Origin of the sequence: Paraconexibacter sp. AEG42_29, assembly GCF_040581415.1 — a bacterium.
In the GTDB taxonomy this organism is placed as follows: domain Bacteria; phylum Actinomycetota; class Thermoleophilia; order Solirubrobacterales; family Solirubrobacteraceae; genus Paraconexibacter.
On record NZ_CP114014.1, the window covers coordinates 3,431,980 to 3,457,423 of the forward strand.

Below are 25,444 nucleotides of genomic sequence, written 5' to 3' on the forward strand. Positions count from 1 at the left end.
ATGCTCCGCACCGTCGCCCGCCCGCCCCTCCGAGACCTGCCGCCGGGGCGCAGGCCGCTCCGTCTCGCGGCCTCCGCCCTGGCGGCGGTGGCGATCGCCACCACGCTGGCCGCTCCCGCGCCCGCCGCCGCCGACTCGTTCGCCTACCGCGACGGCGAGGACGTCGTGGTCGTCAACGCCGACGGCGGGCGTTCGCGGCTGGCCGTCGACGGCGCGCCCGACCGCGTCGCGTCGGCGCCGGTCGTCGACCCGGCGGGGAACGTGACGGCGATCATCACGAACGGCAAGTTCAGCCGCCCGCTGCTGCACTGGGTCAGCAGCGACGGGAAGCAGGTCGTCGAGAACCTGCTGCCGCAGGTGGGCGGGTCCGGCCTGAACGCCGGGCCGCTGTCGACGTCGATCGACCCGACCGGGAAGCTCTTCGCCTACACCTACCTCGAATACCGGGGCACGGACGTGTCCTACCGCCCCCACCTGGCCATCGTCGACCCGACGGCCCCCGGCCTGCCGGTGTCCCCGGCCATCGACCGGGCCGGCTACAGCGGCGTGGACTGGTTCGGGGACAGGCTGCTGGCCTCGGACGCCACAGGCCTTTACGCGGAGCGACCGGGGCCGGAGCGGCTGCAGTTCGACCCCTGGCCGCTGGCCGACGGGCTGACGTCGGTCGACCTTGCCGCGGACGGCCGCCGCGCGGTGGTCGGCAGCGGCAACGCGCAGTTCGTGGTCGAGACCGACGCCGGTGGGCCGCCGACCGCGTCGGTGACCGGCTTCTGCACGCTGCCGGACGACGGCCGCGACCTCTACCGCGGCGGCGCGCCGAGCGCCGCGCTCTCCCCGGACGGGACCCGGGTGGCCTACGCCGGTCAGAGCGGCCTGCACGTCGCCCGGCTCGGGGCGGTCACCGGCGAGGGCCGGCCCTGCCCGCTGGAGGATGTCCGGCTCGTGAGCGCGCGGGGCGGCCTGCCGACGTCGTCCACCTACACGGTCCCGGCACCGGCACCGGCGCCCGGCACCGGTCCTGGGACCGGGACCGGCGACCCCGCCAAGCCCGGCGGTGACGCGGGTCCCGCCAAGCCGGCCGGCGACCCGGACAGGCCCGCTCCCGGCCAGGCGCCCACCAAGCCGGCGGTGCGCCGGCCGACGCTGACGAAGCTCGTGCGCAGCGGGTCCCGGGTCACCGCGACGATCACCTGCCCGGTGCGCTGCAACTACTCGGTGCGCCTGGTGCGAGGGGCGCGGACGCTCGCGACCCGCAAGGGCACGGCGAAAGCCGGCCGGCCGCTGCGGCTGACGCTGACCGGGGCAAAGGGCAAGGGCCTGACGCTGCGCCTCACGGTCGCCGGGCGGACGGTCGCCCGCAAGGTCGCCTGAGCGCGAAGGAGCCGTCCCGTCCCCGGCATTCCCGCGCCGGGAGCCGTTCTTCATCAACCCAGTCCGATTGAGAACGGGTCTCGCCGCGCTCCACCGCCTGCTCAGGCGTAGACGTTGACCGTGCCGCCTCGGTGGTAGGCGTAGTTGTCGAGCTCGTCCCGCAGCCGCTCGATCGTGCGGGCGGGGGTGCCGGCGGGCGCCGACGGCTCCCGACCCGGTTCGGCAGCCGAGCCGGTGCGGTCGTCCGCCCCGCTGCCGATCCGCTCGACCGCGTTGCGCAGGACGAGCAGATCGCCGACCGAGCCGTCGTAGCCGCACCCGCGGCACGTGCAGCTACCGCCGTGCGCGCGCTCGTTGTGCAGGTGCCGGTGGCGGTGGTCGTGTGAGATGCCGATCGACACGGTGCCCGCGTGATCGACCGCCCGGGCCGCGTCTTCAGCTGCGGCGACGGATGGACGGTGTCAGGTGACCTCGCGCAGGCCCCCGGTATGGACGTCGTAGACGAACCCGCGCACGCTGTCGGTCTTGGGGATGAACGGGCTCGCCTTGATCCGCGCGATCGACTGCCGGACGTCGATGTCGAGGTCGGCGAACGCCTCCGCGGCCCATTCCGGCTTGATTCCGGTGTCGTCGAGGACCTGCTGCTTGAACTCGTCGTCGGTGAACGTGAGCATGCCGCAGTCGGTGTGGTGGATCAGCACGATCTCCTCGGTGCCGAGCAGGCGCTGGCTGATCGCGAGCGAGCGGATCTCGTCGTCGGTCACCACACCGCCGGCGTTGCGGATCACGTGGGCGTCGCCCTCGTTCAGCCCGAGCAGGCCGTAGGGGTTCAGGCGGGCGTCCATGCAGGCGACGATGGCGATCTTGCGGGCGGGCGGCAGGGGCAGATCGCCCTTGTCGAAGGCGGCCTCGTAGGCCTTGGCGTTCTCGAGCAGCGAATCGGTGGTCGACATGCGGAAACCCCTGACATGGATATGCGATCGGATAATCACTACTGATCCTATCGGGAAATACTAGTTTATCCGCCTGCCCTCGAGCCGGCAGAGACTGGACCTCGGCGGTACTGATGCGTACCATGGCCGGATGAGCGTCGCTGCCACGTATCCACCCGGGCCGCGCACGCCGCGGACGCTGCAGACCGTCGCCGCGCTCACGCGGCAGCGCCCGCACCTGGAGCGCCTCCGCCGGCGCTACGGCAACCTCTTCAGCGTCGAGATCCACGCGATCGGCACGATGGTCATCGTCGCGGACCCGGCGCTGGTCAAGCAGGTGTTCACCGCGTCGCCGACCGTGCTGCACGCCGGGACCGGCAGCCCCCTCGGGACGGTCCTGGGACGGCACTCGCTGCTGGCGACCGACGAGGAGTACCACCTCGAGCAGCGCAAGCTGCTGCTGCCGCCGTTCCACGGCAAGCGCATGCAGGCCTACGAGCAGCTCATCGCCGACTTCGCCGCCGACGAGATCGACCGCTGGCCCGAGGGGACCGAGTTCGCCACGATCGGCTCGTTCATGACGATCACGCTGCGGGCGATCCTCGGGGCGGTGTTCGGCGCCGCGGGCGAGGACCTCGACGTGCTCGAGCGGGTGATCCCGCCCTACGTCGAGAGCGGCTCGCGCATGGCCACGCTGCGCGGCCTGCAGAAGGACCTGGGGCCCCGCAGCCCGTGGGGTCGCTTCCTGGCCCATCGCGCCGCGGTCGACGCGCGCCTGGACATCCTGATCGAGCGAGCGCGGGGCGACGCCGCGCTCGCCGAGCGCAGCGACGTCCTTGCGCTGCTGGTCCAGGCCACGCACACCGACGGGTCGCCGATGACCAGCGCCGAGATCCGCGACCAGCTCGTCACGCTGCTCGCGGCCGGCCACGAGACGACGGCAGGCACGCTCGCGTGGGCCGTCGAGCGGCTGCGGCGCCACCCCGACCTCGCCGCGCGCCTGACCGCCGAGGTCGACGCGGGCGGCCGGGCGCTCCGTGACGCGACGATCCGCGAGCTGCAGCGCAGCCGGCCGGTCATCAGCTTCGCGGGTCGGCTGACCCGCGAGGAGTACGAGCTCGGCGGATACCGCCTGCCGTCCGGGACGCGGATCGGCCTGGCCGCGGGTCTCACGCACTACGACCCCGACCTGTTCCCGGAGCCCGACCGCTTCCTGCCCGAGCGGTTCCTCACCGCCAAGCCCGACACCTACTCCTGGATCCCCTTCGGCGGCGGGATCCGGCGCTGCATCGGCGCGGCCTTCGCGCACATGGAGATGGACGTCGTCCTGCGGACGCTGCTCGAGCGCGTCGAGCTCGTCGGGGATGCGTCTGCTCCGGACGAGCGCTGGGCCTTCCGCGGCGTCGCCCACGTCCCGGCCGAGGGTGGCCGCGTGACGATCCGGCGGCGGCCGGCCTCTGCGGCGAACGGGGCCGACCCGGCCACCGCAGCGGCGCTGGCGCTGGCGGGCTGACCGGGGGGCGGCGGGGCGGCGACGAAGCGCGGCCGGCGGCCGGCGGCGAGCCGTGCGCGGGTACCGGAGGGTCGCGGGTGCATCGAGCGTCGGTTTCCCCGTCACATACCGCGGGACAACCGACGCTCGACGCACCACCCGGCCGCAAGGCGAACCGAGCGTCGGCTTCCCCGCCACCGGTGGCGGGACAACCGACGCTCGATGCGTGGGCGATCGTCAGCGCTGCAGGCTGACGAACGCCCGGTTCGCGCCGGTGCAGTAGGCGCTGCGGTAGCTCCCGCGGCAGTTCATCGTGTAGTAGCGGCCGGTCGCCGGGGAGTACACGCGCGGGCGGTAGCGGCCCTGCGAGAAGGCACGCGCGACGTTTCGCGCGAAGCCGCAGCTGGTCTGCGCGTTGACGCGGACGCTGTAGCCCGACGCGTAGCCGCAGCCGGACAGCGCGCCGGCACTCGGGGCGAACGCCAGCCCGGCGAGGACGACGGTCGACAGGACGGCGGCAATCGAGAAGGTGCGCATGGGTTCCCCTGGTCGGTACGCCGGGCCGAGCGCCGGCAGGCGAGCAACGTAGCGCGACAGGGTGGCGCACGGCAACCGTCCCGCGCCGATCAGACCCCTCGTCCGGCTGACCGCCCGCCCGCGTCGACCGCACGCCCCGCGGAGTCGCCACCCGGCCCCGCACCTGCGGCCCGGCCACGCTGCGCTCGACGCTCAGCGCGCGCGCAGGCCGTCGATCAGGAGCTCGGCCACCCGGCGGCCGCCGCCGGCCGCGTACCCGTCGGCACCGCGCACCGCGGCGAACACGAGACGGACGTCCGCCACGCCGACGTCCGCCCGCAGCGTGCCCTCGGCGCGCGCACGGTCCAGCACCCGCTCGATCGCGTCCGCGACCAGGGCGCGCGCGGCGCTGACGTCGGGGCGCGCCGACGTCGCCACGATCGCGCGCGTGAGGACCTCGTCCCCGCCGTCCCGGCAGGCGGCCCCGAGCCAGATCATCCGCTCGACGTCCGTCCACGCGTCGGCCCCGGGCCGCATCGACTCGAGGTCGGCGAGGAACTCCGCGAGCCGTTCGAGGACCAGCGCCGCGATCAGGTCGTCCTTGTCGGCGAACTGCCGGTACACGGAGCCGACACCGGCGCCGGCGGCGGCGGCCACGGCCGGCATCGACGCGCCCAGGCCCTCCTGCGCGAACAGCTCGCGGGCGGCGTCGAGCACCCGCGCGCGCTTGTCCTCAGCCGGCAGATCGACCCAGGCCTGGGGGTACGTGAGGGCCATGTCCCCAGCCTACCCGGGCCGACCTGCGCCGCCGCTAACGTCCCGCCTGTGAGCGAACGCGAGATCCTCGAGTGGGCGGGCGTCGGCCCGGCCACCCGCGAGCTGGCCCAGGCGATCCACGACGACGGCTACGAGCCGGACGTGATCCTGGCCATCGCCCGCGGCGGGCTGATCGTCGCCGCGAGCCTTGCCTACGCGCTCGGCGTCAAGAACACATGGACGATCAACGTCGAGTTCTACACCGGCGTCGATGAGCGGCTCGAGCTGCCTATCATCCTGCCGCCGGTGCCGGAGCTGGTGGACCTGGAGGACGCGAAGATCCTCGTCGCCGACGACGTGGCCGACACCGGCGCGACGCTCGCCCTGGTGAAGGACTTCTGCGGCCCGCGGGTCGGCGAGGTCCGCGTCGCGACCCTGTACGAGAAGCCCCACTCGACGGTCAAGTGCGAGTACGTGTGGCGGCGGACCGACGAGTGGATCGTGTTCCCGTGGAGCGCCGAGCCGGCGCTCGCCGCCGACGCTGTCCCCGAAGCCTGACGAGGAGGAGCCGAAAGCCATGAGCCTGACCACCGCGGGCGGCCCGCTGAGCCGCGACGCCGCCGCCACCAACTACACCATCGACGGCCCGGCACATCGCATCGCGTTCATGCCGTTCGGGCGGCGCCTGCGGCTGCAGCTCGGCGACGTGACCGTCTTGGACACCGCCGACGCCATGCTCCTGCACGAGACCGGCATCCGGCCGCGGCTGTACGTCCCCCTCGCCGACGTGACCGCGGCCGCCGAGCTGCAGGCCACCGACACCACGAGCTTCTGCCCGTTCAAAGGGGACGCGAGCTACCGCACGGTCCGTGCCGGCGGCCGCGAGTCCGCCGACGCGCTGTGGACCTACGAGGCGCCGGTCGAGTCCGCACCGTGGCTCGCGGGGTACGCCGGCGTCTACGAGGAGCGGTTCGACCAGATCCTCGACGAGGACGAGGAGGTCCTTGGCCACCTGACCGACCCCTACCACCGCATCGACATCCGGACGATCAGCCGTGCGGTGACCGTCACCGCGGCCGACGGCACGATCCTCGCCCGCAGCACGCGCGCGGTCCTGCTCGCGGAGACGGCCTTCCCGAACCGCTACTACCTGCCGCGCGCGGACGTGCGGTGCGACCTCGAGCCGAGCACGACCTACTCGGTCTGCGGCTACAAGGGGACCGCGAGCTACTGGTCGGCGAACGGCGTGCAAGATGTCGCCTGGTCCTACGAGGAGCCGCTGTCCGAGGCGCTGCGGATCGCCGGCCTGGTGTCGTTCTGGGAGGACAGCGGGGCGACCACGACGGTCGCCCCGGCCTGACGTAGCGGACCCGTCGGCGGGTCCGCTGCGGGCGGGTCAGGCGAGCCCGCTGGGACGACGCCGCAGCGTCGGGTCCGTGACCTGTGGTGCCACGAAACCCCGGTCGCCGGCCGCGAGTGTGGTGCCCGGCGGGACGATCTCGTCGATGCGGTCCAGGATGTCCTTGCCGAGGGTGACGTCGACCGCGCCGAGCTGCGTGGTCAACTGGTCCATCGTCCGCGGGCCGATGATCGGCGAGGTCACCGCCGGATGGGCGAGCGTGAACGCAAGCGCCATGTCGATCAGCGTCAGGCCGGACTCCTCCGCGAGCACGGCGAGCGCGTCGGCGGCCTCGAGCTTCGCCTGGTTGCCCGGGTCGGAGAGGTCGTAGCGAGCAGGCATGCGGGCCGCCCGCGAGGAGTCCGGCGCGTCCTGGCCCTTGCGCCAGCGCCCGGTCAGCCAGCCGCCGGCCAGCGGGCTCCACGGCAGCACGCCCATGCCGTACGTCTCGGCCACGGGCAGCACGTCGACCTCCACCCCGCGCGCGAGGATGGAGTACGGCGGCTGCTCGCTGACGAAGCGCCCGAGGCCGCGACGTTCGCTCACCCACTGTGACTCGACGATCTCGTGCGCCGGGAACGTCGAGCAGCCGAACGCGCGGATCTTGCCCGCGCGCTGCAGGTCGGTCAGCGCGGACAGCGTCTCCTCGATGTCGGTGTCCCACTCCGGGCGGTGCACCTGATAGAGGTCGATCCAGTCTGTCTGCAGGCGGCGCAGGCTGCTCTCGACCTCCCGGACGATCCAGCGGCGCGAGTTCCCGCGCTTGTTCGGGTCGCCCTTCTGGCCCATCGGGACGTCCATCGCGGCGTGGAACTTGGTGGCGAGGATGACGTCGTCGCGGCGCCCGTCGGCGAGCGCCTTGCCGACGATGACCTCGGACTCGCCCTGCGAGTAGACGTCGGCGGTGTCGATGAAGTTGATGCCGGCGTCCAGCGCGCGATGGATGATGGCGACCGACGCGTCGTGGTCGGGCTCACCCCACGCGCCGAACATCATGGCGCCGAGGCAGAGCGGGGTGACGTGCATGCCGGTGCGGCCGAGCGAGCGTGTATCCATGGCCCTCACGCTAGTGGCCGTACCCGATGGGGTTCACGCGCGGTGACGGTGGGCAACACGCGGTGATGATCAGGCTTCCCCTCCTCGGCGCCGCCGGTGCCGCCGCGCTCCTTGTCGTGCCCGCGTCCGCCGCTGCGGCCGTCACCGGCACGCTGGACCAGAAGTGCTATTCCCACATCCCGGCCGGCGGGTCCGAGCCGATCGTCGCCGCGCTCTCGGGCGGCACGCCGAACGCGCCGTTCCAGCTCGGCGCCGGCGCCCCCGGCAAGGCGTTCGGGTCGTCCGGGTCGGTCACCGGCACCTTCGACGCGACCGGCAGCGCGACGGCCACGCTGCGGGACGTCGCGTTCCCCGGCGGCTCCAGCAAGCCGTCCAAGGGCCGCAAGGTCAACCTCAGCGTCGTGGACAACGGGGCCGGCGGCGCCGTGTCGTCCGTGGGGTCCGCCCTCGTGACGAACCTCGCCATCGACGTCGACGCCGGACCGAAGAAGGCCAGGTCCAGCCGGCTGGTGTCCATCTCCGGGACGCCCTTCGCCAACCAGGCGCTGTCGGCGTTCATCGTCAAGGGGTCGAGCACGAGGGTCCTCAAGCGGATCCCGCTCGGCCGCTCCAACGCCTGCGGCTTCGCGGACACCAAGGCGGTCGTCGCCCCGCCGACGCGCACCCCGGGCAGCTACCGCCTCTACATCAACGCCGGCAAGACGCTCAAGAAGTCCCTCGCGCTCGGTTACGCGTTCAAGATCACGCGGACGGGCCTCTGAGCAGGAGGGCGTCCGGCGGCGTCAGGCCGCCTCCGGGTGCAGGACGGGCGCGCGGGCGGCGGAGGCCGACCGCAGCGCGTCCCACGTGAGCAGCACGAGCGCGGACCAGACGAGCGCGAAGCCGACCCAGCGGCTGGTCGGCATCGCCTCGCCCTGGACCAGCCACCCGATGAGGAACTGCAGCACCGGGGTCAGATACTGCAGGAGCCCCACCGTCGACAGGGGCACGCGCGTGACGCAGGCCGCGAACAGCGTCAGGGGGATCGCGGTGACGGGGCCTGCTGCTGCCAGCAACGCGAGGTGACCCGCTCCCTCGTTCGTGAAGGTGCCGTCACCCGACGCGCCGAGTGCGAGGAGGTACCCCGCCGCCGGCACGACGAGGACGAGCGTCTCCACCGCCAGGCCTTCGGACGCGCCCACATCGGCGAGCTTCTTCAGCAGGCCGTACGTCCCGAAGCTGGCGGCGAGGACCAGCGAGATCCACGGGAAGCCGCCCGAGTACGCCGTCAGGACGATCACGGCGACCGTCCCGAGCGCGAGCGCCGTGACCTGCAACGTGCGCAGGCGCTCTCCGAAGACGAGGACCCCGAACGCGACGCTGACCAGCGGGTTGACGAAATAGCCGAGCGCGGCCTCGATGACGTGGTTGCTGCTGACCGCGTAGATGTAGATGCCCCAGTTGGTGGCGATCAGGACCGACGAGCCGGCGAGCAGCAGCAGCCGGCGGCGATCGCCGGCGACGGCGCGCAGCTCGGTCAGCCGGCGTGTGAGCGCCAGCACGCCCAGCACGAACACGAGCGACCAGACGATCCGGTGCGCGAGCACCTCGACCGAGCCGGCCGGCTCCAGCAGCGGGAAGTAGAGCGGGAAGAGGCCCCAGAGGCTGTAGGCCCCGAGGCCGTAGAGGACACCGGCGCGCATCGTGCCCGTGCAGCGTCGCACAGCGCCATAGTGTCCCGGCGATGACCGCGACCTTCGACGGGCACAACGACGTCCTCACCCGAGAGGACCACGCCGGGCTCGTGAGCGGGCGGGACGGCGGGCACATCGACCTGCCGCGGATGCGCGCAGGCAACCTGCGTGGCGGCATCTTCGCGGTCTTCACGCCGTCGTCCGACGCCTGGATGGACGTCCGGACGCTGCCCGACGGCACGCAGGAGGTCCCCTACGCCGAGCCGATCGACCAGGCGTTCGCGGCCGCGGATGCCACCCGCGCCGCCGGCCGCCTGCTCGCCGCCGAGCGCGCCGGCCACCTGCGCGTCGCGCGCACGATCGCCGACCTCGACGCCGCCCGCGACGGCGACGGCCCACCCGCCGCGATCCTGTCGCTCGAGGGCGCGGAGGCCATCGACACCGGACTCGAGGCGCTCGACCTCTGGTACGCCGCGGGGCTGCGCTGCCTCGGGCCGGTCTGGAGCCGCGCCAACGCGTTCGCGTCCGGCGTGCCGTTCCGCTTCCCGTCCTCCCCGGACACCGGACCCGGGCTCACGGACGCCGGCCGCGCGCTCGTCCTGCGCTGCGCCGAGCTGGGTGTCCTCGTCGACCTCAGCCACCTGAACGAGGCCGGCTTCTGGGACGTGGCCGCGCTCGACGCGGGACCGCTCGTCGCCAGCCACTCGGGGGTCCACGCCATCTGCGGCGCGTCTCGCAACCTGACGGACCGCCAGCTCGACGCCATCGGCGCGTCCGGCGGCCTGGTCGGGATCGTCTACGCGTGCAAGTTCCTGCGGCCCGACTTCGCCGACGACGACGACACCCCGCTGGACCTGATCGTCCAGCACGCACGCCACGTCCGCGACCGCATCGGGATCGAGCACGTCGCGCTCGGGTCCGACTTCGACGGGGCGACGGTCCCCGCGCCCCTCGGCGACGTGGCGGGGCTACCGCGCCTGCTCGAGGCCTTCCGGGCCGGCGGATTCACCGAGGCCGAGGTGACGGCGCTCGCGTGGGACAACTGGCGCCGGGTGCTGGCCACCTGGTGGAACGACGCCGGTCCTGCCTGAAGGAGCCGGCGGCCCCTGGAAGGCTCGACCGGCCACGGATCCGGACGGTCAGGCGGCCTTCATCAGGGGCGGCGCGACCTGCTTCTTGCGGCTCATGACGCCCGGGAGCGCGATGACGCCGTCGTGCGCCTGGGCGTTGAACGCCCGTTCGGCGAGCGCGTGGTCGCCGGCGACGACCAGGTGCGTGCCGCCGACCGCAACGTCGGTCACCATCAGCGCGATGAGCCGGTGCCCCTCGCGGGCGGCACGGTCCTCGGCCTCGGCGCGCAGCTCCTGCACACGACTCATGATGGCGTCGCCGACGGTCTCGACCTGGCCGATGCAGATGGTCTGCCCGTTGGCGAGCTCGTAGCCCTTCAGGTCCCGCGCGAGGATGTCGTGGGCGCTGAGCGCCGAGACGTCGCTGGTGGCCTCGAACATGTCGCGCCCGAAGTCCTTCGGGTCGACGCCGAGCCGTGCGGACAGCGAGTTGACGGCGACGGAGTCCCGCGGCGTCGTCGTCGGCGAGCTGAGGATGACCGTGTCCGACAGGATCGCGGCGAGGAGCATGCCCGCGGTCGACAGCGTCGGCTCCAGGCCGGCGGCGTTGAACTGCTCGGCGACGAGGGTGCTCGTCGAGCCGACGGGGTCGAAGGTGGCGCGGACGGGGTGCGTCGTCTCGATCGAGCCGATGTGGTGGTGGTCGAGGATCTCGACGATCTCGGCCTCCTCGATCCCGGGGATGCTCTGCGCGCTCTCCGCGTGGTCGACGAGGATGACCTTGCGCGGCTGCGGGTCGACGAGGTCGGCACGGGTGACGAGGCCGATCGGGCGACCGTCCCGCGTGAGGACGACCGCAGCCCGGTAGCTGACGTCCTTGACGTCGTCGGAGATGTCCGAGATGAGGTCGCCGGCGCGGACCGTCAGCGGCTCGGGGTCGGCCAGCGCGCTGCACGGGCACGCGAGCGTGATCATGCGGGCGGCGACGTAGGAGTCGAGCGGCGTCGCGATGACGGGGGTCCCGTGCTGGCGTGCGAGCTCGAGCGTCGCTGCCGGCACCTCGGTGCCGCTGCTGACCACGAGCGCGGAGATCCCGAGCTCGAGCGCGCGCAGCTGCGCGTCGTGGCGATCGCCGACGACCGCGACGTCGCCGTCGGAGAGGACGCCGAGCATGGTGGCGATCTCCCGCGCCAGCACCCACACGCGGCCGTCGACGCACAGCTCGGCGTCGCCGGAGACGAGCTCGCCCTCCAGGACCTCCGCGATCGTCGCCACCGCGGTCGGCCCGAGCAGCTTCGGCGCCTCGGCCGACTCGCGGACGTACCGGCGCGCGAGGGCGCGCTCGGTGAGCACGCCGATCAGGTTCTCGTCGTCGTCGACGACGGGCACGAGCTCCAGGCCGGCCGCCCCCATCTCCTGCCCGGCGTGACGCAGCGGCGTGTTCGCACCCGCGACCGGGAACTCCTCGCGCATGACGTCGCCCGCGCGCAGCATGATGTGCGCGAGCAGCTGCGGGGACTCGGCCCCCGCGCGCTCCAGCGCCCAGGTGGTCTGCGGGTTCAGCTCGCCGAGCCGGGCGGGCCGGTACTCCATCGTCGGGTCGAGCAGCGTCTTCAGCTCGGCGTAGCCGATCGCCGCCGACACCGAGTCCGTGTCCGGGTTCCGGTGACCGGCGACGTACACGCGCTCGGGACGGTTGTGGCGGGAGCGAGGATCGACGTTCTTCACGAGAGGGCAATCCTATGGATTCCCGGCGGTCCGGCGCGGTGCGCGCGGTGCCGGGTCATCGCGGGACACCGGCGGCGCCGCCCAGCACGGGCAGACGCCGCCGTTGTCGTCCGGTGTCAGCGGCTGCGGACCCAGCGGCTGGGGTTACCCGCGCGGTCGATGACCCGCACCCAGCGCGCGGCGGTCGGCGAGCTCACCGTCAGGCGCGCGCGGTAGGCGACCGTGCGGCCCTTCGCGCCGCGCTTGCTGGCGTACTGCACCTTCGCGACGCCCGAGCTGTTGTCCTTGGCCTTGACCGCGAGCACCCAGGCGGCCTTCCGGGCCTTGGCGGCGGCCGGCAGCGCGCGGAGCTTCGCGCCCGACGTCGCGACCGAGCGGCTCACGCGCGACGTGGCCAATGACGGCGCCGTCTTGTCGAGCACGATGTCGTCGGTGAACGTCTGGTTGTTGTCGAAGCCGCTACCCGCGAACCGCACGTACACGGTCTTGGGCAGGCGCTCGGTGCCGGACACGGCCAGCGTCCAGGTGTAGGCGCAGTTCCCGGCGAGGGCCTGCGTCGTGGCCGTGCCGAAGCCACCGTCGTTGGCGATCAGCACCGACGTCGCGCCGGCGGGCGGCTTGATCGTCAGCGTCACGGCCTGGTTCGCCGTGAACGACGCGCCGCCGTTGATCGACACACCCACGCGGCCGGGGCAGGCGACTGCCGCCGTCGGCGTGACGGGAGCGGACGTCGCGCTGGTCGAGCCACCGGCGTTCGTCGCCGTGACGACGCAGGTCAGCGCCTGGCCGACGTCGGCTGCGGTGATGACGTACGTGCTGCTCGTCCCCACCTGGGTCGTGCCGCGCAGGAAGCGGTACGCGTAGGTCGGCGAGCCGGTCCAGGTCCCGGGCTGGCAGGTGACGGTCTGGCCCGTCGTCGCGGTGCCCGTGATGGTCGGAGCGGCCGTGTTCGCCGGGGCGGAGGCCGCTGCGGCCACCGTCACCGGGTCGGAGACGGACGCCGCGCTGGTGCCGGACGCGTTGATCGCCTTCACGGCGCAGGTGATCTGCTTGCCGGCGTCGGCCGCGACCACGGCGTAGGTGGTCGCCGTCGCGCCGCTGATCGGCGTCCCGTCGCGGTTCCATGTCCGCGTGTAGGAGGTCGGGCTGCCGCTCCAGGTGCCGTTGCCGCAGGTCAGGGTCTGGCCGACGGCCGGGGTACCGGTGATCCCCGGCTTCGTGAGGTTGGTCGGCGCGGCCGCGGGCGGGTTGGCCGATGCGACGGCCGCGGTGCCCCAGTAGGTGTAGCCGCCGCTGTCCCAGCGCTGCACGCGCTGGTTGCCGGTGTCGGCGATGAACAGGTTGTTGGCGAGCGCGGTCCCGTCCTGCGCGTGGACGGCGAGTGCCGACGGGTTGCTCAGCGAGCCCAGCGTCGAACTCGCTCCCGGGGGATGCCCGAGCGTGCGGTAGAAGCTGTAGTTGTTGTTCGTGTCGTAGAAGTACACGGCGTTGTTGGCCATGTCCGTCACGATGAGCTGCCCGTAGATGTCGGTGAACACGCCGCCCGGGGCCGGGGTGCTGCCGCCGCCCGGCGTGGCCGGCGTCAGCGTGTGGATCGGCTGCGAGCCGCTGGCGAGGGTGTCGGCGTTGTAGGTGACGACCTTGCCCTGATCGGGCAGCGCCACGTAGAGCTTGGCCGGCTGGCCGTTCTGGGCGACGCCGTAGGCGATCCCGCGCGGGAAGCCGCCGGAGGGCAGCGTGACGGTCTTCTGGAGCGCGCCGGTCCGGGAGTAGACCTCGATCGCGTTGTTGCAGCGGCCGGCGACGAAGACCGTGCTGGCCGTCACCGCGATGCCGCCGTAACGGGCCGGGTCGTGCGCGGCGTCGTCCGGGCAGCTGGGGGCGACGGCGTGATCGAAGTGGCTGACGACCGCTCCGGCCGAGGTGAGCTGGGAGACGCTCCCGCCGTAGTCGACCCACACGTTGTTCGACGGGTCGACGCTGATGCCGTCCACCGGCCCCGGCTGGTCGAGCGGGATCGACGGCAGGACAGCGCCCGAGGCATCGATCCGCATGAGCGTCGTGCCGGTGGCGAACCCGACGTAGGACACGCCTTGCGAGTCCTGGCCGATCGCGGTGGGCCCCGTCGCCGCGGCGTCTGCCGCGGGGGCAGCGGCAGCCGCACCCAGCACTGCGGTCACGACGAGTGCCGCGCACCGCCCCAAACCGACTTTTCCGACCATGTCTTGCCTCCGAGCTTGACGTTCCGTTGATGCCCCGCGTCGGCCCCTACCCGCTCCTGTGTCGACGTAGTCCCGCCGGCTCGCAGTCGATCGCTGCGGGAGACCGTTCGCACGCTGCCGATCGGCGCAAACGGGACACGCTGTCCTGGTTCGGGACGTCGTGCAGTGGGCAGGCCCGAGTGACGCGTGGCTGATCCGGAACCCCTCTCGACGTCCCGCCGCAGCGACGCCCGCGCCAACGGAACGCGGATCGTCGAGACCGCGGCCGACGTCCTCGCCCGCCGTCCGCACGCCTCCACCGGCGAGATCGCGCGCGCCGCCGGCGTGGGCCGCAGCACGCTGTACCGGCACTTCGAGACGCGCGAGGCGCTCGTCGCCGCCGTCCGCCGCCTCGCGCGGGAGCAGGCGGACGCCGACGAGCAGCAGTCGCTGCGCCCCGCCGGAGAACTGGCCAACACGCTGGCGACGCCCCTGTCCGTCCCCGAGGTCCTGAACAAGGTGGCGCCGTACGACGTCGCGCAGCAGATCGTCGCCGAGGCCCAGCGCCTGGACGGCGTCGAGTCCGCCGCGCTGTACCTGGCCGACCTCGCGGGGGTGGTCCTGCGGCGGCTCGCCGGGGCGTCGGCGTTCCCGCTCGCGATCGACATCTCGGGCTCGATCGGGACCGAGCTCCCGCGCGAGGCCTACCCGCGGGTCGCGCAGGACGTCGCCGGCGCGGTGCCGGGCGCGGTGGTGACGCCGCTGGCGCTGCGGGGCCGGGCCGTCGGCGTGCTGGTGGTCGTCGGCGCCGGGAACGACCTGCTCCACGACCTCGCCCGCGAGGCCGCAGCGGCCCTCGCGCTCGCCGACGACTACACGGACCACATGCAGACCGTGCGGCGCTCACGGGCCACCAGCGCCGCAGCGGAGATCCAGCAGAACCTGCTGCCTCCGCGTATCCACCGGCTGAACGGCGCGACCCTGGCGGGCAACGTCCTGCCCGGGTACGACATCGGCGGCGACTGGTTCGATGTCGCGGACAACGCGGACGCCGTCTGGCTCGGCGTCGCGGACGTCACCGGCAGCGGGCCGCGCGCGGCCGGCGTCGCTGCCGTGCTGCTCGGCGCGTTCCGGTCCGGGCGCCACCAGGGCGAGGGCCCGGCGGGCGTCGTCGCGCAGATGCACGAGATCCTGGGCGCAGTCGCAGGCGCGGACACGTCGGCGACGACGACGATCGGCAGCTGGAACCCCACCACGTCCGTCTTCCGGTGGGTCTGCTGCGGTGCGCACGGCCCCGTGGTCGCTCGCGCCGACGGCGAGCTCGAGATCCTCGACGCAGCGCCGGCGCCGGCACTCGGGACGCTGCCGCCTGACGTGGCCGCGCAGCTCCCCGTCCGTGCTCGCCGGTTGCTTCCCGGCGAGCGCCTGGTGCTGCTGTCCGACGGCGGTTACGACAGCCTCGACGTCGGCGGCGCCGTGTTCGGGATGGACGGCCTGCACGCCGCGCTCACGACCTCGGCCGGGGCATCGGCCGCCGCCACGGTGCACGCGATCGAGCATGCGATCTGCGCGCGCGTGGCCGATCACCTCGAGGACGACGTGACGCTCGTCGTCCTTGCGCCACACACGGCCTGACTTCCGTTCGCACGCTGACGGTTGCGGCGACAAGTGCCCCACTTCGGGGCAAGTCTGTCTCACCTATGGAATGGACGCTGGAGACCACCCAAGACGACGGGGTGCTGCACGTCGTGCCCCGCGGCGAGCTCGACCTGCTGACCGCCCCGCTGCTCGCCCGGGCGCTGCACGAGGCCGAGCGGCACGAGGACCGCATCCGCCTGGACCTCCGGGGACTCTCGTTCATGGACTCCTCGGGCCTCGCCGTCGTGCTGGAGGCCGTGAGCCGCAGCCGCGAGCGCCCGACCGAGCGCCTCGACATCCTCGTCGACGGCGGCGTCGTCGTCCGGGTGCTCGAGCTTGCCCACCTCATGGACGACCTGCCGCTCGTCCGCTGATGGCGGTCGCGGACGCGCTCATCGCGGACGCCGACTCGGACCGCGCCGAGGCGATGCGTGCGGAGCTGACCCGCCACGGTCACGTCGTCGAGATCGTCGCCGACCGGGACACGCTCCTGGCCGGCATTGACGACGAGCGCATCCGGCTGCTGGTCCTGGCCCCCACCCTCGGTGCGGAACCTGTCGCGACCGTCCTCACCGCCCTGCGCGCGCTCTCGCACGCGAGCCCGGCCGTGGTCGTCGTCGCCGGCACCGCGGAGGAGCTGCCGGCGGACGCGGTCCGCCAGTTCGCCGAACTCGGTGCCGCCGACGTCTGGGAGCTCCCGCACGCCGTCACGGCGGCCGACGTCCGGCTCCGCCTCGTCCTCGCGGAGTTCTACGCCCGCCTGCAGGCCGAGAACGTCCGCGTGGGCGGCGAGTTCGCGATCCTGCGCCGTGCCCTGGACCTGACCGGCACGGGCTTCGTGCTCACGGACCCGAGCCTCGACGACAACCCGATCGTGTACGCGAACGAGGCGTTCACCACGATGACCGGGTACCCGCTCGACGAGATCATCGGGCGCAACTGCCGCTTCCTGCAGCGCGACGTGACCGACCCGCAGTCGATCGCGGTCATGCGCGACGCCATCCGCGACCTGCGGCCCGTGGCGGTCACGCTGCGCAACGTCCGGCGGGACGGCGCGGTCTTCGACAACGAGGTCCACATCGCACCCGTCCGCGACGAGCGCGGGCAGGTCGTGCGATTCGTCGGCGTGCAGGTCGACGTGACGGCGCACCGCGAGGGGCGCGCCGACCGGCTGGCCCTCGCCGAGGGCTCGCGGCGCCTCGCCGAGGCGGCGCTGCGCCGCACCCGGTTCCTCTCGGAGGCCTCGCCCCGCCTGGACGCGACGCTCGACCGGCGCGCGGCGCTGGACGCGCTCGCGCTGCTCGCCGTGCCCGCGCTCGGAACCGCCTGCCTCGTGCTCTCGGTCGAGGGCGGCGTCGTGCGCCGCGACAGCGCGGCCGGTGCCGGAGCCGGGGTCCAGGAGGCACTCGACGCCCTGCCCGCGGTCCGGTCCGCCGAGCCCGGGGACCCGATCCTGCGGGCCGCGGGCAGCGTCGACCCGCTGCCGCTCGACTCGGCCCAGGCGGCGCTGGCGTTGTCCGGTGCGGCCATCGACGGCGGGCCGCTGAACGGCCTGCACGGTTTCGCCGTCCCCCTCCCCGCCCGCGGACGCACGGTCGGAGTCCTGGTGATCCTGGGCCCGGCCCCGCTCGGCGGCGACGACGCCGCGCTCGCGCAGGACCTGGCGGCCCGCGCCGGCCTGGCGGTCGACAACGCCCGGCTCTACGAGGAGCAGCGGCAGGTCGCCGAGCAGCTGCAGCGCGAGACGCTCCCCGAGCGACCGCTGCGGATCCCGCGCGCGAGCGTGGCCACGCGCTACCGGGCCGGCGGCGCGGGGATGCGCGTCGGCGGGGACTTCTTCGACGCGTTCGAGGTGCGGGACGGCGCGTCGCTCCTGGTCATCGGCGACGTGACCGGCAAGGGAGCGGCTGCGGCCGCGCTGGCGACCATCGCCCGGTCGACCCTGCGGACGGCCGGGCAGTACGAGACCGCGCCCTCGGCCGTGCTGCGCACGCTCAACGTCGGGCTGCTGCGCCACCGTGCCGAGACGAGCCGCGGGCGCTTCGTGTCCGTCGCGGCGGCGCGGCTGACCGAGTCCGCCACCGGCCTGGAGGCGACCATCTGCCTCGCCGGCCATCCGCCGCCCGTGGTCCAGCGCGCCGACGGGTCCGTCGAGGTCGTCGGCCGGGGCGGCACGCTGCTCGGGTTCAAGGACGACCCCGCGCTGCCCGAGGAGACCGTCACGCTCGGCCTGCGCGACCGACTGGTCCTGTTCACCGACGGGCTCTCGGAGGGCATCGAGTCCGCCGACCCGGACGCGACCGTCGCGCAGCTCGTCTCAGGCCACCACCGGCGCTCGCTCGACGATCTCGCGGACAGCCTGCTCGACGCTGCAGGGAGCGGCAGCCGCATCGACGACGTCGCGATCTGCGTGATCGAGGTCACGGCGGACGGCGAGCGCCTGCTACGCAGTGTCTGACCGGAAACGTCGAGCAGGCGTGAACTCCCTGCGCGGCGGGCATGCACCGGATTGACCATGCATTGGCTCACCGACATCCGACTACCCGCCGAGGCGAGCGGCGTCCGCGACGCACGGCGCGTGGTCGACGTCATCGCCCCCGCGGTCACGGCGGAGCAGTGCGACGACCTGCGCCTGCTGGTCTCCGAGGTCGCGACGAACGCGATCCGCCACGGTCGTCCGGTCGAGCCCGACGTCGAGCCCGTCATCCGCGTCCGCCTCGGCGTCGAGCGCTGCCGCCTGCGTGTCGAGGTGCACGACCGCGGTCCCGGGTTCCACGCCCGGCCGCGCGGTCCCCGCGCCCGCCTGGACTCCGGCTGGGGCGTGCACTTCGTCCACACGCTCGCCGACACCTGGGGCTCGGGCTACGACGAGAGCGGGACCTGGGTCGTCTGGTTCGAGTTCCTTCTGGCGCCGAGCGGCGAGGACGACGCCATGACGTACGGTCAGCGTGCCGTCGAGGGCGGCCCCGCGGACCCGGCGTCCGAGGGCCGGCCGGCGCGCCTCGGTCAGCTGGTGCACGCCCGCGGGCACGGCGACCAGCTCGCACGGACCGGTTGACCGCGGTCTCGGCCGTCGGGCGCGGGACAGCGTCGCCGTGCCCATGACCGCCGCAGCCCTGCTGGCCGCCATCCGCGCCGGCGACACCACCTGCACCGAGACGACCGCCGCCGCCCTCGAGCGCATCACCACGACGGCGTCGCACGGTGCGTGGGTCGCGGCCGACGGCGAGGCGGCGCTCACCGCCGCACGTGAGCTCGACCGCACCGGCCCGGCGGGTCGTCCCCTGTTCGGCCTGCCGATCGGCGTGAAGGACGTCATCGAGACGGCGGACCTCCCCACCGCCTACGGCTCCTCGGCCTACGTGGGCAACCGGCCCAGGGCCGACGCAGCCTGCGTCGCGATCCTGCGCGCGGCCGGGGCGATCGTCGTCGGCAAGACGACCAGCACCGAGTTCGCGTGCCTGGGTCCGACGGCCGTCGCCAACCCGCGCGCACCCGGACGCACCCCCGGTGGCTCGTCGAGCGGCTCCGCGGCGGCGGTCGCGGCCGGGGTGGTCCCGGTCGCGCTCGGGACGCAGACCGCGGGCTCGGTGGTGCGGCCCGCCGCGTACTGCGGGATCGTCGGCTTCAAGCCGACGTTCGGCGCCGTGGGCCTGGCGGGCGTGCTGCCGGTGAGTGCCTCGCTCGACACCCTCGGCCTGCTCGCCGCGGACGTGGACACGGCGGTGCTCGTGACGCGCGTGTTGCTCGGTGCCGAGGGCCCGCTCCCGGGGGCCCGTTCCACGCTGCCGATCACCATCCCCAGCGACCTCGCCGATGGGCCGCTGCCCAACCTCGGCGTCGCGCGGACGACCGACTGGGACACCATCGAGCCCGCGACCCGGGACGCGCTGGAGGCTGCGCTGGACCGCGCCGCCGCCCGTGGGGCCCACCTCACCACGATCGAGCTGCCTGCGGTCTTCCCCGCCCTGATCGCCGCGCAGCGCCTGGTCCAGTTGGTCGAGACCGCTCATGCCCTGGTCCGCGACCGCGACGTGCTGAGCGCCGAGCTCGGCGCCGTCGTCGCCGAGGGCCTGGAGGTCCCGGCCCGCGACTACTGGGCGGCGCGCGCCTGCGTCGCCGCGGCCGACGGGCCGTGCCACGCGGCGCTGGCGCCGTTCGACGCGGTCCTCACGCCGGCCACCACCGGGGCGCCGCCGCCCTTGCCGTCGACCGGCGACCCCTGGTTCTGCCGGGCCTGGACGGCGCTCGGGGTGCCGGCGGCGTCGGTCCCGGCGGGGACGACGCCGGACGGCCTCCCGGTTGGGCTGCAGGTCGTGGCGCCGCGGGGCGAGGACGTGGCCGTGCTGCGCGCCGCCCGCTGGCTGACCGGCTGACGTCGATGTGCCACCACGTGCGCGGGTGGCATGTGGTGGCACATCGACCGGGACCCCTGGCCGCCGGCGGGCGCGCCGAAACGACCGGCGGGTCAGAGGCCCAGGAAGCCGCGGATCGGGCCCGGGATCTTCTCGATCAGCCGCTCCTTCGCCTCGGCCAGGGCGGCGGCCTTGATCGCCTCCGTCAGGCGGGCTTCGAGGGCGTCCGGGTCCTCGAGGTCCCTGAGCAGCGCCGTGACGTCGAGCTGCGCCAGCGCCCGGCGCAGCACGGCACCGGTCGGGAGCAGGCCGTCGACGACGCCGTCCGGGATCCGCTTGACCGCGGCCTCGGCCAGCCCGGGCAGGCCGAGCTCACCGGCGTAGGAGTCCAGCAGCGCCGACGCCCGCGGGAGCCGGCCAGCGCGGTCCAGCCGGCCGACCGCCTGGTCCAGCCCGGACCGGAGCGCCGTGGCCAGGCCGGCCTCGGTGCGTCCCGTGGCGCGCGCGAGCTCCGCGCGGTCGCGGGCCGACGGCAGCGCGAGCACCAGTCGCTCGCGCGTGACGCCGAGCGCGCACGCGGTCCGCTGGACGCCGAGCAGGACGACGTCCTGCGCCAGCGGCTCGATGTCGTCGGTCACCGGCGGGAGCGGCCGCGCGGCGCACGGGTCGGCCGCCCGGGTGGGGACGAAGTCAGCGCCACCGGCGGCGAGCTGCACCGCGAGCAGGGCAGCGGCCACGATCAGGGCGACGAGCGGCAGCAGCAGTGTCCGCGGCGTCATGCGCTCGCCTCCGGATGCGTGTCGCACGGCGGCGACGGCCGCAGGACCGCCGGCAGCGTCCGCGGCGTCATGCGCCCGCCTCAGGTCGCGTCTCGCGCAGCATCGACGCCGGCAGGACCGCCAGCAGCGCCAGCGCCCCCGCGACCAGGAACGCGTCCCGGAACGCGCGCGTCGCGGCGCGCTCGAGCTGATCGTCGAGCGCGACCGCGAGCGCCTGCGCCCGTGGTCGGTCGGCGGCGTCGAGGCGTACGGCGCTGAACGCGGGAGCCAGATCGGGGACGCGGCCGCCCTCGGACTCGAGCTCCCGCCCGAGGCCGTCGGCCAGGTCGAGCTTCGCCGAGGCGGGCAGCGGTGCGTCGAGGACCAGCGCCGCGATCGCCTCCTGCGCCGGGGCCTGGGCGTCCCGCAGGTCGGCGGTGAAGATCGGCGTCAGAATCGCCAGGCCGGCGACGACGCCGACGTGGCGCGCCGCGATCGTCCAGCCGCCGTGGAGGGCGCGCGGGAAGCGATCACGCAGGGCGACGGCGGTCAGCGAGTCGACGGTGAGGCCGAGTCCCAGGCCGACGAGCGCCTGCGGCGCGAGCGTCCAGGCGGGGTTCGCGTCCGGGAGGAAGCCGAGCGCGACCAGGCCCCCGCCGATCAGAATGGCGCCGGCGATCGCCTCCGAGCGGGTTCCGGCCCGGGCGGCACGGGCGACCACGCCGGCGGCGATGGCCGCGACCGGAATGACCGTCACCGTGATCGCGGCGAGCGCGGGCGACCGCCGCCAGCCCTCCACCAGCAGCAGCACGAGCAGGAACAGCGCCGCTGTGAGGGCCGCCGACAGCAGCGCGAGCGCGAGGTTCGCAGCCGCGTCAGGCCGGTCGGCCGCCCGGACAGAGTCGGCGACGGTGGCCCCGGCAGCCCGCGAGCGTCCCCGCAGGCGGATCGCCACCGGGACCGCCAGCAGCACCAGCGGCACCTGGAAGATGAAGATCGACTGCCACGAGATGGCCTGGGTCAGCAGGCCCCCGGCCACCGGGCCGACCGCGGCCCCCGCGACACCGGCGACCGCCCAGCGCGCCGCGCCCCGCCGCTCGTCGCCCGACGCCAGCACCAGCAGCTCTAGGCAGGCCATGATCACCAGCGCGCCACCGAGCGCCTGCACGACGCGCGCCACGATGAGCACCTCGAGCGAGGTCGCCGCCGCACAGCCGGCCGAAGCCCCGGCGAAGACGACGAGCCCGGCCGCGCCCGCCACCGGCGCGTGACCCGGCTTGATGCACAGCCGCGCCGCCGGCACCGCGGCCAGCGCCAGCACGAGGTTGTAGGCCGTGAGGACCCAGGCGACCTCGCTGACCTCGGCGTCGAGCTGGCGCAGGATCTCGGGCAGCGCGAGCGTCACGATCGCCGAGTCGGCGAGCACGATCCCGACGGCGAGCGAGAGGACCGCGATCACCGAGCGATCGTACCCGCGGTGCGCGACGACGAACGTCGCGGCGCTGTCAGCACCGTGGCCCCCGCGTCGCGCCGCCGCGGGAGGTTTGCCACGAAAAGCGACGCAAAGTCCGCAAGCGCCTCGTACCGGGTCACGGTGCCCGCTTTCCTCCGACGCGTCGGGGGCAGGGGTGCCCCGCGTGGCCATGAACTCAAAAAGGACTTTGCCGTGACCCTCGCCGTAGCCGCAATCGCCGCTGTCGTACTGCTCCCGCTCATCGCGCTCATGCTCGACCTCGGCCGTGGGGGCCGTGAGGGCGCACCGCAGGCCTTCGCCGCGACCGGGACGCACGGCGCCCCGCGCGCCCCGCGTCCCGCCGCGCCGCGCAGCGCGACCGCCGAGTTCCTGCGCCACGACGAGGACCTGGCCTACCGCCGGGCCGCGCAGGCCCGGCAGTAATCCGTCGTCCCACCGGGCGGGCCAGCGCCGGCCCGCGCGGCCCTCAGGCCGCGTTCGACGACGGCCGGGGGAATCCGCCACGGCGCTCACGCGTCCGCGCGACCCGCTCCGGCAGCTTCAGCGCCGCGTCGACGCTGAAGCGCCCCGCGCCCGCGATCATCAGCGCGAACGACGACGCCCCCAGCAGCAGCACCAGCTCGTATCCACCGTCCCCCGCGAAGAAGCCCTTCCCGGTGTGGACCGTCGCGTAGGCGACGATCATGTCGATCCCGAGCGCCAGGCCGGCGAGCGGCGTCAGCAGGCCCGCGATCAGCAGGGCGCCGCCGACCGTCTCGGTGAGGGCGACGAACGGCGCCATCAGCTCGGGCACCGGGATGCCGAGGCCGTCGAAGTTCTGCTCGACGCCGCTGAGATCACCGAGCTTGTCGAGGCCGTGCAGGAGGAACGCGAGGCCGACGACGGCGCGCACGATGAGCAGCGCCGCGTCGACGCGGGTGTCACGGGAGGGCATTGGAGGGTCCTTTCGGGTGGTGTCTCGGACTGACCTGCCCCCTGTTGGTGCCCGCCCGCGGTCCCGGACCGATCCGGGACCATCGTCCCGGGACCGGCGTCAGGTCAGCGTGGTGCGGGTAGATACCGACCCGTGAGGATGCGGTGTCGAACCTGGCTGCACGATCGCGGCGAGCGCTGGGCCGTCGCGCAGTTCGCGCTGTCCGGTCTGGCCGCAGTCGCCGTGATCCTGGTGCTCGTCCTGCTGGCGGTCGGCCAGCGCGGGCACGACCAGGCGGTCACGACCGCGAAGGAGGTCACCCGGATCGCCGCGCACGGCATCGCCGCGCCGAACATCACGCCCGCGCTCCTGCGTGGCGACCCTGCGGCGCTGGCCCGCTTCGACCGGATCGCCGGCGACGGCCTCGTGCGCGAGCCCGTGCTCCGGATCGTGCTGTACCGGCCCGACGGCGAGATCGTCTACTCGAGCACCCCGGGACTGATCGGGACGCGGGTGACGCCGGACGCGGACATGCGCCGGGCCCTGCGCACCGGGACCACGACCTCCCGCGTCGGCGACCCGGCCCGGCCCGACAACCAGCTCCCCGAGGGCACGCGGCTCCTCGACGTGTACGAGCCCATCACCACCCCGGACGGCGGCCAGCTGCTGCTGCAGTCCTGCCGGCGCCTGGCGTCCGTCACGGCCGACGGGCGCCAGATGCTGAACACCGTCGCGCCGTTCCTGATCGGCGGCGTCGTCCTGCTGCAGCTGATCAACCTGCCGCTCGCCGTCGCGCTGATGCGCCGCGTGCGCCGGTCGCGCCGGCGCGAGGAGGCTTCGCTCCAGCAGGCCATCGCGGCATCCGACCGCGAGCGCCGGCGCCTCGCCACCGACCTGCACAACGGCGTCGTGCAGGACCTCGCCGGCATGTCGATGTCCCTTGCCGCCGCCGCCAACACCGCCACCGCACGCGGCGACGTGGAGACGGCTCGGCAGCTCGGAGCGGTCGCCGCGGAGTCCCGGCGGACCACGCGCGTCCTGCGCCACGTGCTGGTCGACATCTATCCGCCGAACCTGCAGCGCGCCGGGCTCGCCAGCGCTGTCGCCGACCTGCTGGAGACGGTCCGACGCCTGGACGTCGTCGTGGACGCCCGTCTGGACCCCGACCTCGAGCTGCCGCCGGACCTCGCCGCGCTCGTCTTCCGCGTCGTGCAGGAGGCGCTGCGCAACGTGACCGAGCACGCGGGCGCCGGCCGGGTGGCGGTCGCGGTCCAGGCCGGTGAGGGCGCCGTCGAGGTCCTGGTCGCCGACGACGGCGCCGGGTTCGACGTCGCGGCCGAGGAGCAGGCTGCGATCGTGGCGGCCGACGGCCACATCGGCCTGCGCCTCATGCGCGACCTCGCCGAGCAGGCCGGCGGGCGGCTGGAGCTGTCCAGCGCGCCCGGCACGGGCACCACCGTCCGCGCCTGGGTCCCGCGCACGTGATCCGGGTCCTGGTCGTCGACGACCACCCTGCGCTCCGCGCCGGTCTCGCACAGCTCCTGGCCGGTGCCGCCGACCTGGAGATCGTCGCGAGCGCCGCCGGCGGCCGTGAGGGCGTGGCGCTGGCGGCCGAGCACGCACCCGACGTGGTGCTGATGGACCTCGAGATGCCGGACCTGGACGGCGCCGCCGCCACGCGCGTGATCCTGGCGGCCGACCCCGCGGCGCGGGTCGTCGTCCTGACGTCCTTCGGCGACCGGCCGCGGATCCTGGAGGCGCTGGCCGCCGGCGCCACGGGCTACCTGCTCAAGGACGCCGAGCCGGACGAGCTGATCCGCGGCATCCGCTCCGCCGCCGACGGGCACGCGCCCCTGGACCCGCGGGCCGCGCGGGAGGTCCTGGAGGCGCGGCGCACCCCCGCGCCCGCGGCCGACCTCTCCGCCCGCGAACGGGAGATCCTGGCCCTGGTCGCCGCCGGGCACGCGAACAAGGTCATCGCGCTGCGGCTCGGCATCAGCCACAAGACGGTGCGAAACACGCTCTCGGCCGCGTTCGGGAAGATCGGCGTGAGCGACCGCACGCAGGCGGCGCTGTGGGCGCAGCGGTCGGGCCTGGCCTGAAGCGGGCGCC

At 74.2% G+C, this 25,444-nt stretch carries 25 protein-coding genes; 14 read left to right on the forward strand and 11 right to left on the reverse strand.

Features of this window, described 5'->3' with window-relative positions; translation table 11 throughout:
• Nucleotides 1-1,371, forward strand: coding sequence for a hypothetical protein (locus tag DSM112329_RS16625; RefSeq protein ID WP_354697675.1), 1,371 nt, complete (start codon nucleotides 1-3; stop codon nucleotides 1,369-1,371).
• 101 nt (nucleotides 1,372-1,472) lie between these two features.
• Here DSM112329_RS16625 and DSM112329_RS16630 read toward each other — a convergent pair whose 3' ends face one another.
• The gene (locus DSM112329_RS16630; protein WP_354697676.1) at nucleotides 1,473-1,772 is read right to left on the reverse strand and encodes a hypothetical protein; all 300 of its coding nucleotides are present in this window, start codon (nucleotides 1,770-1,772) and stop codon (nucleotides 1,473-1,475) included.
• A 60-nt stretch (nucleotides 1,773-1,832) separates the two neighbouring features.
• Entirely contained in the window at nucleotides 1,833-2,324 is a 492-nt protein-coding gene (locus tag DSM112329_RS16635; RefSeq protein WP_354697677.1) for a carbonic anhydrase, read from the reverse strand.
• Nucleotides 2,325-2,454: 130 nt separating this feature from the next.
• Here DSM112329_RS16635 and DSM112329_RS16640 point away from each other — a divergent pair, with 130 nt between their 5' ends.
• A complete protein-coding gene (locus DSM112329_RS16640; protein ID WP_354697678.1) occupies nucleotides 2,455-3,816 on the forward strand; it encodes a cytochrome P450 in 1,362 nt (453 codons plus the stop codon).
• 216 nt (nucleotides 3,817-4,032) lie between these two features.
• Here the strand turns inward: DSM112329_RS16640 and DSM112329_RS16645 are convergent, their stop codons facing one another.
• Nucleotides 4,033-4,332, reverse strand: coding sequence for a hypothetical protein (locus DSM112329_RS16645; protein WP_354697679.1), 300 nt, complete (start codon nucleotides 4,330-4,332; stop codon nucleotides 4,033-4,035).
• A 192-nt stretch (nucleotides 4,333-4,524) separates the two neighbouring features.
• Nucleotides 4,525-5,088, reverse strand: a complete 564-nt coding sequence (locus tag DSM112329_RS16650) for a TetR family transcriptional regulator (protein ID WP_354697680.1) — start codon at nucleotides 5,086-5,088, stop codon at nucleotides 4,525-4,527.
• 48 nt (nucleotides 5,089-5,136) lie between these two features.
• Here DSM112329_RS16650 and DSM112329_RS16655 point away from each other — a divergent pair, with 48 nt between their 5' ends.
• A complete protein-coding gene (locus DSM112329_RS16655) occupies nucleotides 5,137-5,625 on the forward strand; it encodes a phosphoribosyltransferase (RefSeq protein WP_354697681.1) in 489 nt (162 codons plus the stop codon).
• Nucleotides 5,626-5,644: 19 nt separating this feature from the next.
• Nucleotides 5,645-6,427, forward strand: coding sequence for a DUF427 domain-containing protein (locus DSM112329_RS16660; protein WP_354697682.1), 783 nt, complete (start codon nucleotides 5,645-5,647; stop codon nucleotides 6,425-6,427).
• A 36-nt stretch (nucleotides 6,428-6,463) separates the two neighbouring features.
• Here DSM112329_RS16660 and DSM112329_RS16665 read toward each other — a convergent pair whose 3' ends face one another.
• Nucleotides 6,464-7,522, reverse strand: a complete 1,059-nt coding sequence (locus DSM112329_RS16665; RefSeq protein WP_354697683.1) for an aldo/keto reductase — start codon at nucleotides 7,520-7,522, stop codon at nucleotides 6,464-6,466.
• Nucleotides 7,523-7,587: 65 nt separating this feature from the next.
• Between DSM112329_RS16665 and DSM112329_RS16670 the strand changes: the two genes are divergently transcribed.
• Nucleotides 7,588-8,283, forward strand: a complete 696-nt coding sequence (locus DSM112329_RS16670) for a hypothetical protein (RefSeq protein ID WP_354697684.1) — start codon at nucleotides 7,588-7,590, stop codon at nucleotides 8,281-8,283.
• Between the two features lie 21 nt (nucleotides 8,284-8,304).
• On the opposite strand, the gene rarD is transcribed toward DSM112329_RS16670, so the two are convergent.
• On the reverse strand, nucleotides 8,305-9,204 hold the full coding sequence (gene rarD, locus DSM112329_RS16675) for an EamA family transporter RarD (protein WP_354697685.1): 900 nt from the start codon (nucleotides 9,202-9,204) through the stop codon (nucleotides 8,305-8,307).
• 41 nt (nucleotides 9,205-9,245) lie between these two features.
• Between rarD and DSM112329_RS16680 the strand changes: the two genes are divergently transcribed.
• Nucleotides 9,246-10,286: a dipeptidase gene (locus tag DSM112329_RS16680; RefSeq protein ID WP_354697686.1), complete on the forward strand. Its 1,041-nt coding sequence runs from the start codon at nucleotides 9,246-9,248 to the stop codon at nucleotides 10,284-10,286.
• A 48-nt stretch (nucleotides 10,287-10,334) separates the two neighbouring features.
• Here DSM112329_RS16680 and DSM112329_RS16685 read toward each other — a convergent pair whose 3' ends face one another.
• Nucleotides 10,335-11,993, reverse strand: coding sequence for a putative manganese-dependent inorganic diphosphatase (locus tag DSM112329_RS16685; RefSeq protein WP_354697687.1), 1,659 nt, complete (start codon nucleotides 11,991-11,993; stop codon nucleotides 10,335-10,337).
• A 116-nt stretch (nucleotides 11,994-12,109) separates the two neighbouring features.
• Nucleotides 12,110-14,173: a hypothetical protein gene (locus tag DSM112329_RS16690; RefSeq protein WP_354697688.1), complete on the reverse strand. Its 2,064-nt coding sequence runs from the start codon at nucleotides 14,171-14,173 to the stop codon at nucleotides 12,110-12,112.
• A gap of 228 nt (nucleotides 14,174-14,401) precedes the next feature.
• Here DSM112329_RS16690 and DSM112329_RS16695 point away from each other — a divergent pair, with 228 nt between their 5' ends.
• From DSM112329_RS16695 to DSM112329_RS16715, 5 genes are all read left to right on the forward strand, one after another.
• Nucleotides 14,402-15,829, forward strand: coding sequence for a SpoIIE family protein phosphatase (locus tag DSM112329_RS16695; protein ID WP_354697689.1), 1,428 nt, complete (start codon nucleotides 14,402-14,404; stop codon nucleotides 15,827-15,829).
• A gap of 65 nt (nucleotides 15,830-15,894) precedes the next feature.
• Complete coding sequence (locus DSM112329_RS16700) at nucleotides 15,895-16,206, forward strand: STAS domain-containing protein (protein WP_354697690.1); 312 nt, start codon at nucleotides 15,895-15,897, stop codon at nucleotides 16,204-16,206.
• The gene (locus DSM112329_RS16705; protein ID WP_354697691.1) at nucleotides 16,206-18,290 is read left to right on the forward strand and encodes a SpoIIE family protein phosphatase; all 2,085 of its coding nucleotides are present in this window, start codon (nucleotides 16,206-16,208) and stop codon (nucleotides 18,288-18,290) included. Before DSM112329_RS16700 ends, DSM112329_RS16705 begins: the two co-directional genes overlap by 1 nt.
• A gap of 57 nt (nucleotides 18,291-18,347) precedes the next feature.
• Complete coding sequence (locus tag DSM112329_RS16710) at nucleotides 18,348-18,890, forward strand: ATP-binding protein (protein ID WP_354697692.1); 543 nt, start codon at nucleotides 18,348-18,350, stop codon at nucleotides 18,888-18,890.
• Between the two features lie 43 nt (nucleotides 18,891-18,933).
• A complete protein-coding gene (locus DSM112329_RS16715) occupies nucleotides 18,934-20,208 on the forward strand; it encodes an amidase (protein WP_354697693.1) in 1,275 nt (424 codons plus the stop codon).
• A 92-nt stretch (nucleotides 20,209-20,300) separates the two neighbouring features.
• On the opposite strand, the gene DSM112329_RS16720 is transcribed toward DSM112329_RS16715, so the two are convergent.
• Complete coding sequence (locus DSM112329_RS16720) at nucleotides 20,301-20,966, reverse strand: hypothetical protein (protein WP_354697694.1); 666 nt, start codon at nucleotides 20,964-20,966, stop codon at nucleotides 20,301-20,303.
• A gap of 67 nt (nucleotides 20,967-21,033) precedes the next feature.
• A complete protein-coding gene (locus tag DSM112329_RS16725; protein WP_354697695.1) occupies nucleotides 21,034-22,404 on the reverse strand; it encodes an MFS transporter in 1,371 nt (456 codons plus the stop codon).
• A gap of 207 nt (nucleotides 22,405-22,611) precedes the next feature.
• On the opposite strand from DSM112329_RS16725, the gene DSM112329_RS16730 reads away from it, so the two are divergent.
• Nucleotides 22,612-22,842, forward strand: coding sequence for a hypothetical protein (locus DSM112329_RS16730; protein WP_354697696.1), 231 nt, complete (start codon nucleotides 22,612-22,614; stop codon nucleotides 22,840-22,842).
• 43 nt (nucleotides 22,843-22,885) lie between these two features.
• Here the strand turns inward: DSM112329_RS16730 and DSM112329_RS16735 are convergent, their stop codons facing one another.
• A complete protein-coding gene (locus DSM112329_RS16735) occupies nucleotides 22,886-23,353 on the reverse strand; it encodes a DoxX family protein (RefSeq protein ID WP_354697697.1) in 468 nt (155 codons plus the stop codon).
• A 138-nt stretch (nucleotides 23,354-23,491) separates the two neighbouring features.
• Between DSM112329_RS16735 and DSM112329_RS16740 the strand changes: the two genes are divergently transcribed.
• Together DSM112329_RS16740 and DSM112329_RS16745 are read left to right on the forward strand one after the other, a co-directional pair.
• On the forward strand, nucleotides 23,492-24,817 hold the full coding sequence (locus DSM112329_RS16740; protein ID WP_354702487.1) for an ATP-binding protein: 1,326 nt from the start codon (nucleotides 23,492-23,494) through the stop codon (nucleotides 24,815-24,817).
• A complete protein-coding gene (locus tag DSM112329_RS16745; protein ID WP_354697698.1) occupies nucleotides 24,814-25,434 on the forward strand; it encodes a response regulator transcription factor in 621 nt (206 codons plus the stop codon). The genes DSM112329_RS16740 and DSM112329_RS16745 overlap by 4 nt, the downstream gene beginning before the upstream one ends.
• Nucleotides 25,435-25,444: the final 10 nt, after the last annotated feature.

Excerpts from the sequence above, each read along its gene's own strand:
- DSM112329_RS16625 (WP_354697675.1), top strand. The coding sequence starts at position 1 with ATGCTCCGCACCGTCGCCCGCCCGCCCCTCCGAGACCTGCCGCCGGGG.
- DSM112329_RS16635 (WP_354697677.1), bottom strand. The coding sequence starts at position 2,324 with ATGTCGACCACCGATTCGCTGCTCGAGAACGCCAAGGCCTACGAGGCC.
- DSM112329_RS16640 (WP_354697678.1), top strand. The coding sequence starts at position 2,455 with ATGAGCGTCGCTGCCACGTATCCACCCGGGCCGCGCACGCCGCGGACG.
- DSM112329_RS16645 (WP_354697679.1), bottom strand. The coding sequence starts at position 4,332 with ATGCGCACCTTCTCGATTGCCGCCGTCCTGTCGACCGTCGTCCTCGCC.
- DSM112329_RS16650 (WP_354697680.1), bottom strand. The coding sequence starts at position 5,088 with ATGGCCCTCACGTACCCCCAGGCCTGGGTCGATCTGCCGGCTGAGGAC.
- DSM112329_RS16660 (WP_354697682.1), top strand. The coding sequence starts at position 5,645 with ATGAGCCTGACCACCGCGGGCGGCCCGCTGAGCCGCGACGCCGCCGCC.
- DSM112329_RS16665 (WP_354697683.1), bottom strand. The coding sequence starts at position 7,522 with ATGGATACACGCTCGCTCGGCCGCACCGGCATGCACGTCACCCCGCTC.
- DSM112329_RS16670 (WP_354697684.1), top strand. The coding sequence starts at position 7,588 with ATGATCAGGCTTCCCCTCCTCGGCGCCGCCGGTGCCGCCGCGCTCCTT.
- rarD (WP_354697685.1), bottom strand. The coding sequence starts at position 9,204 with ATGCGCGCCGGTGTCCTCTACGGCCTCGGGGCCTACAGCCTCTGGGGC.
- DSM112329_RS16680 (WP_354697686.1), top strand. The coding sequence starts at position 9,246 with ATGACCGCGACCTTCGACGGGCACAACGACGTCCTCACCCGAGAGGAC.
- DSM112329_RS16700 (WP_354697690.1), top strand. The coding sequence starts at position 15,895 with ATGGAATGGACGCTGGAGACCACCCAAGACGACGGGGTGCTGCACGTC.
- DSM112329_RS16705 (WP_354697691.1), top strand. The coding sequence starts at position 16,206 with ATGGCGGTCGCGGACGCGCTCATCGCGGACGCCGACTCGGACCGCGCC.
- DSM112329_RS16710 (WP_354697692.1), top strand. The coding sequence starts at position 18,348 with ATGCATTGGCTCACCGACATCCGACTACCCGCCGAGGCGAGCGGCGTC.
- DSM112329_RS16715 (WP_354697693.1), top strand. The coding sequence starts at position 18,934 with ATGACCGCCGCAGCCCTGCTGGCCGCCATCCGCGCCGGCGACACCACC.
- DSM112329_RS16720 (WP_354697694.1), bottom strand. The coding sequence starts at position 20,966 with ATGACGCCGCGGACACTGCTGCTGCCGCTCGTCGCCCTGATCGTGGCC.
- DSM112329_RS16735 (WP_354697697.1), bottom strand. The coding sequence starts at position 23,353 with ATGCCCTCCCGTGACACCCGCGTCGACGCGGCGCTGCTCATCGTGCGC.
- DSM112329_RS16740 (WP_354702487.1), top strand. The coding sequence starts at position 23,492 with ATGCGGTGTCGAACCTGGCTGCACGATCGCGGCGAGCGCTGGGCCGTC.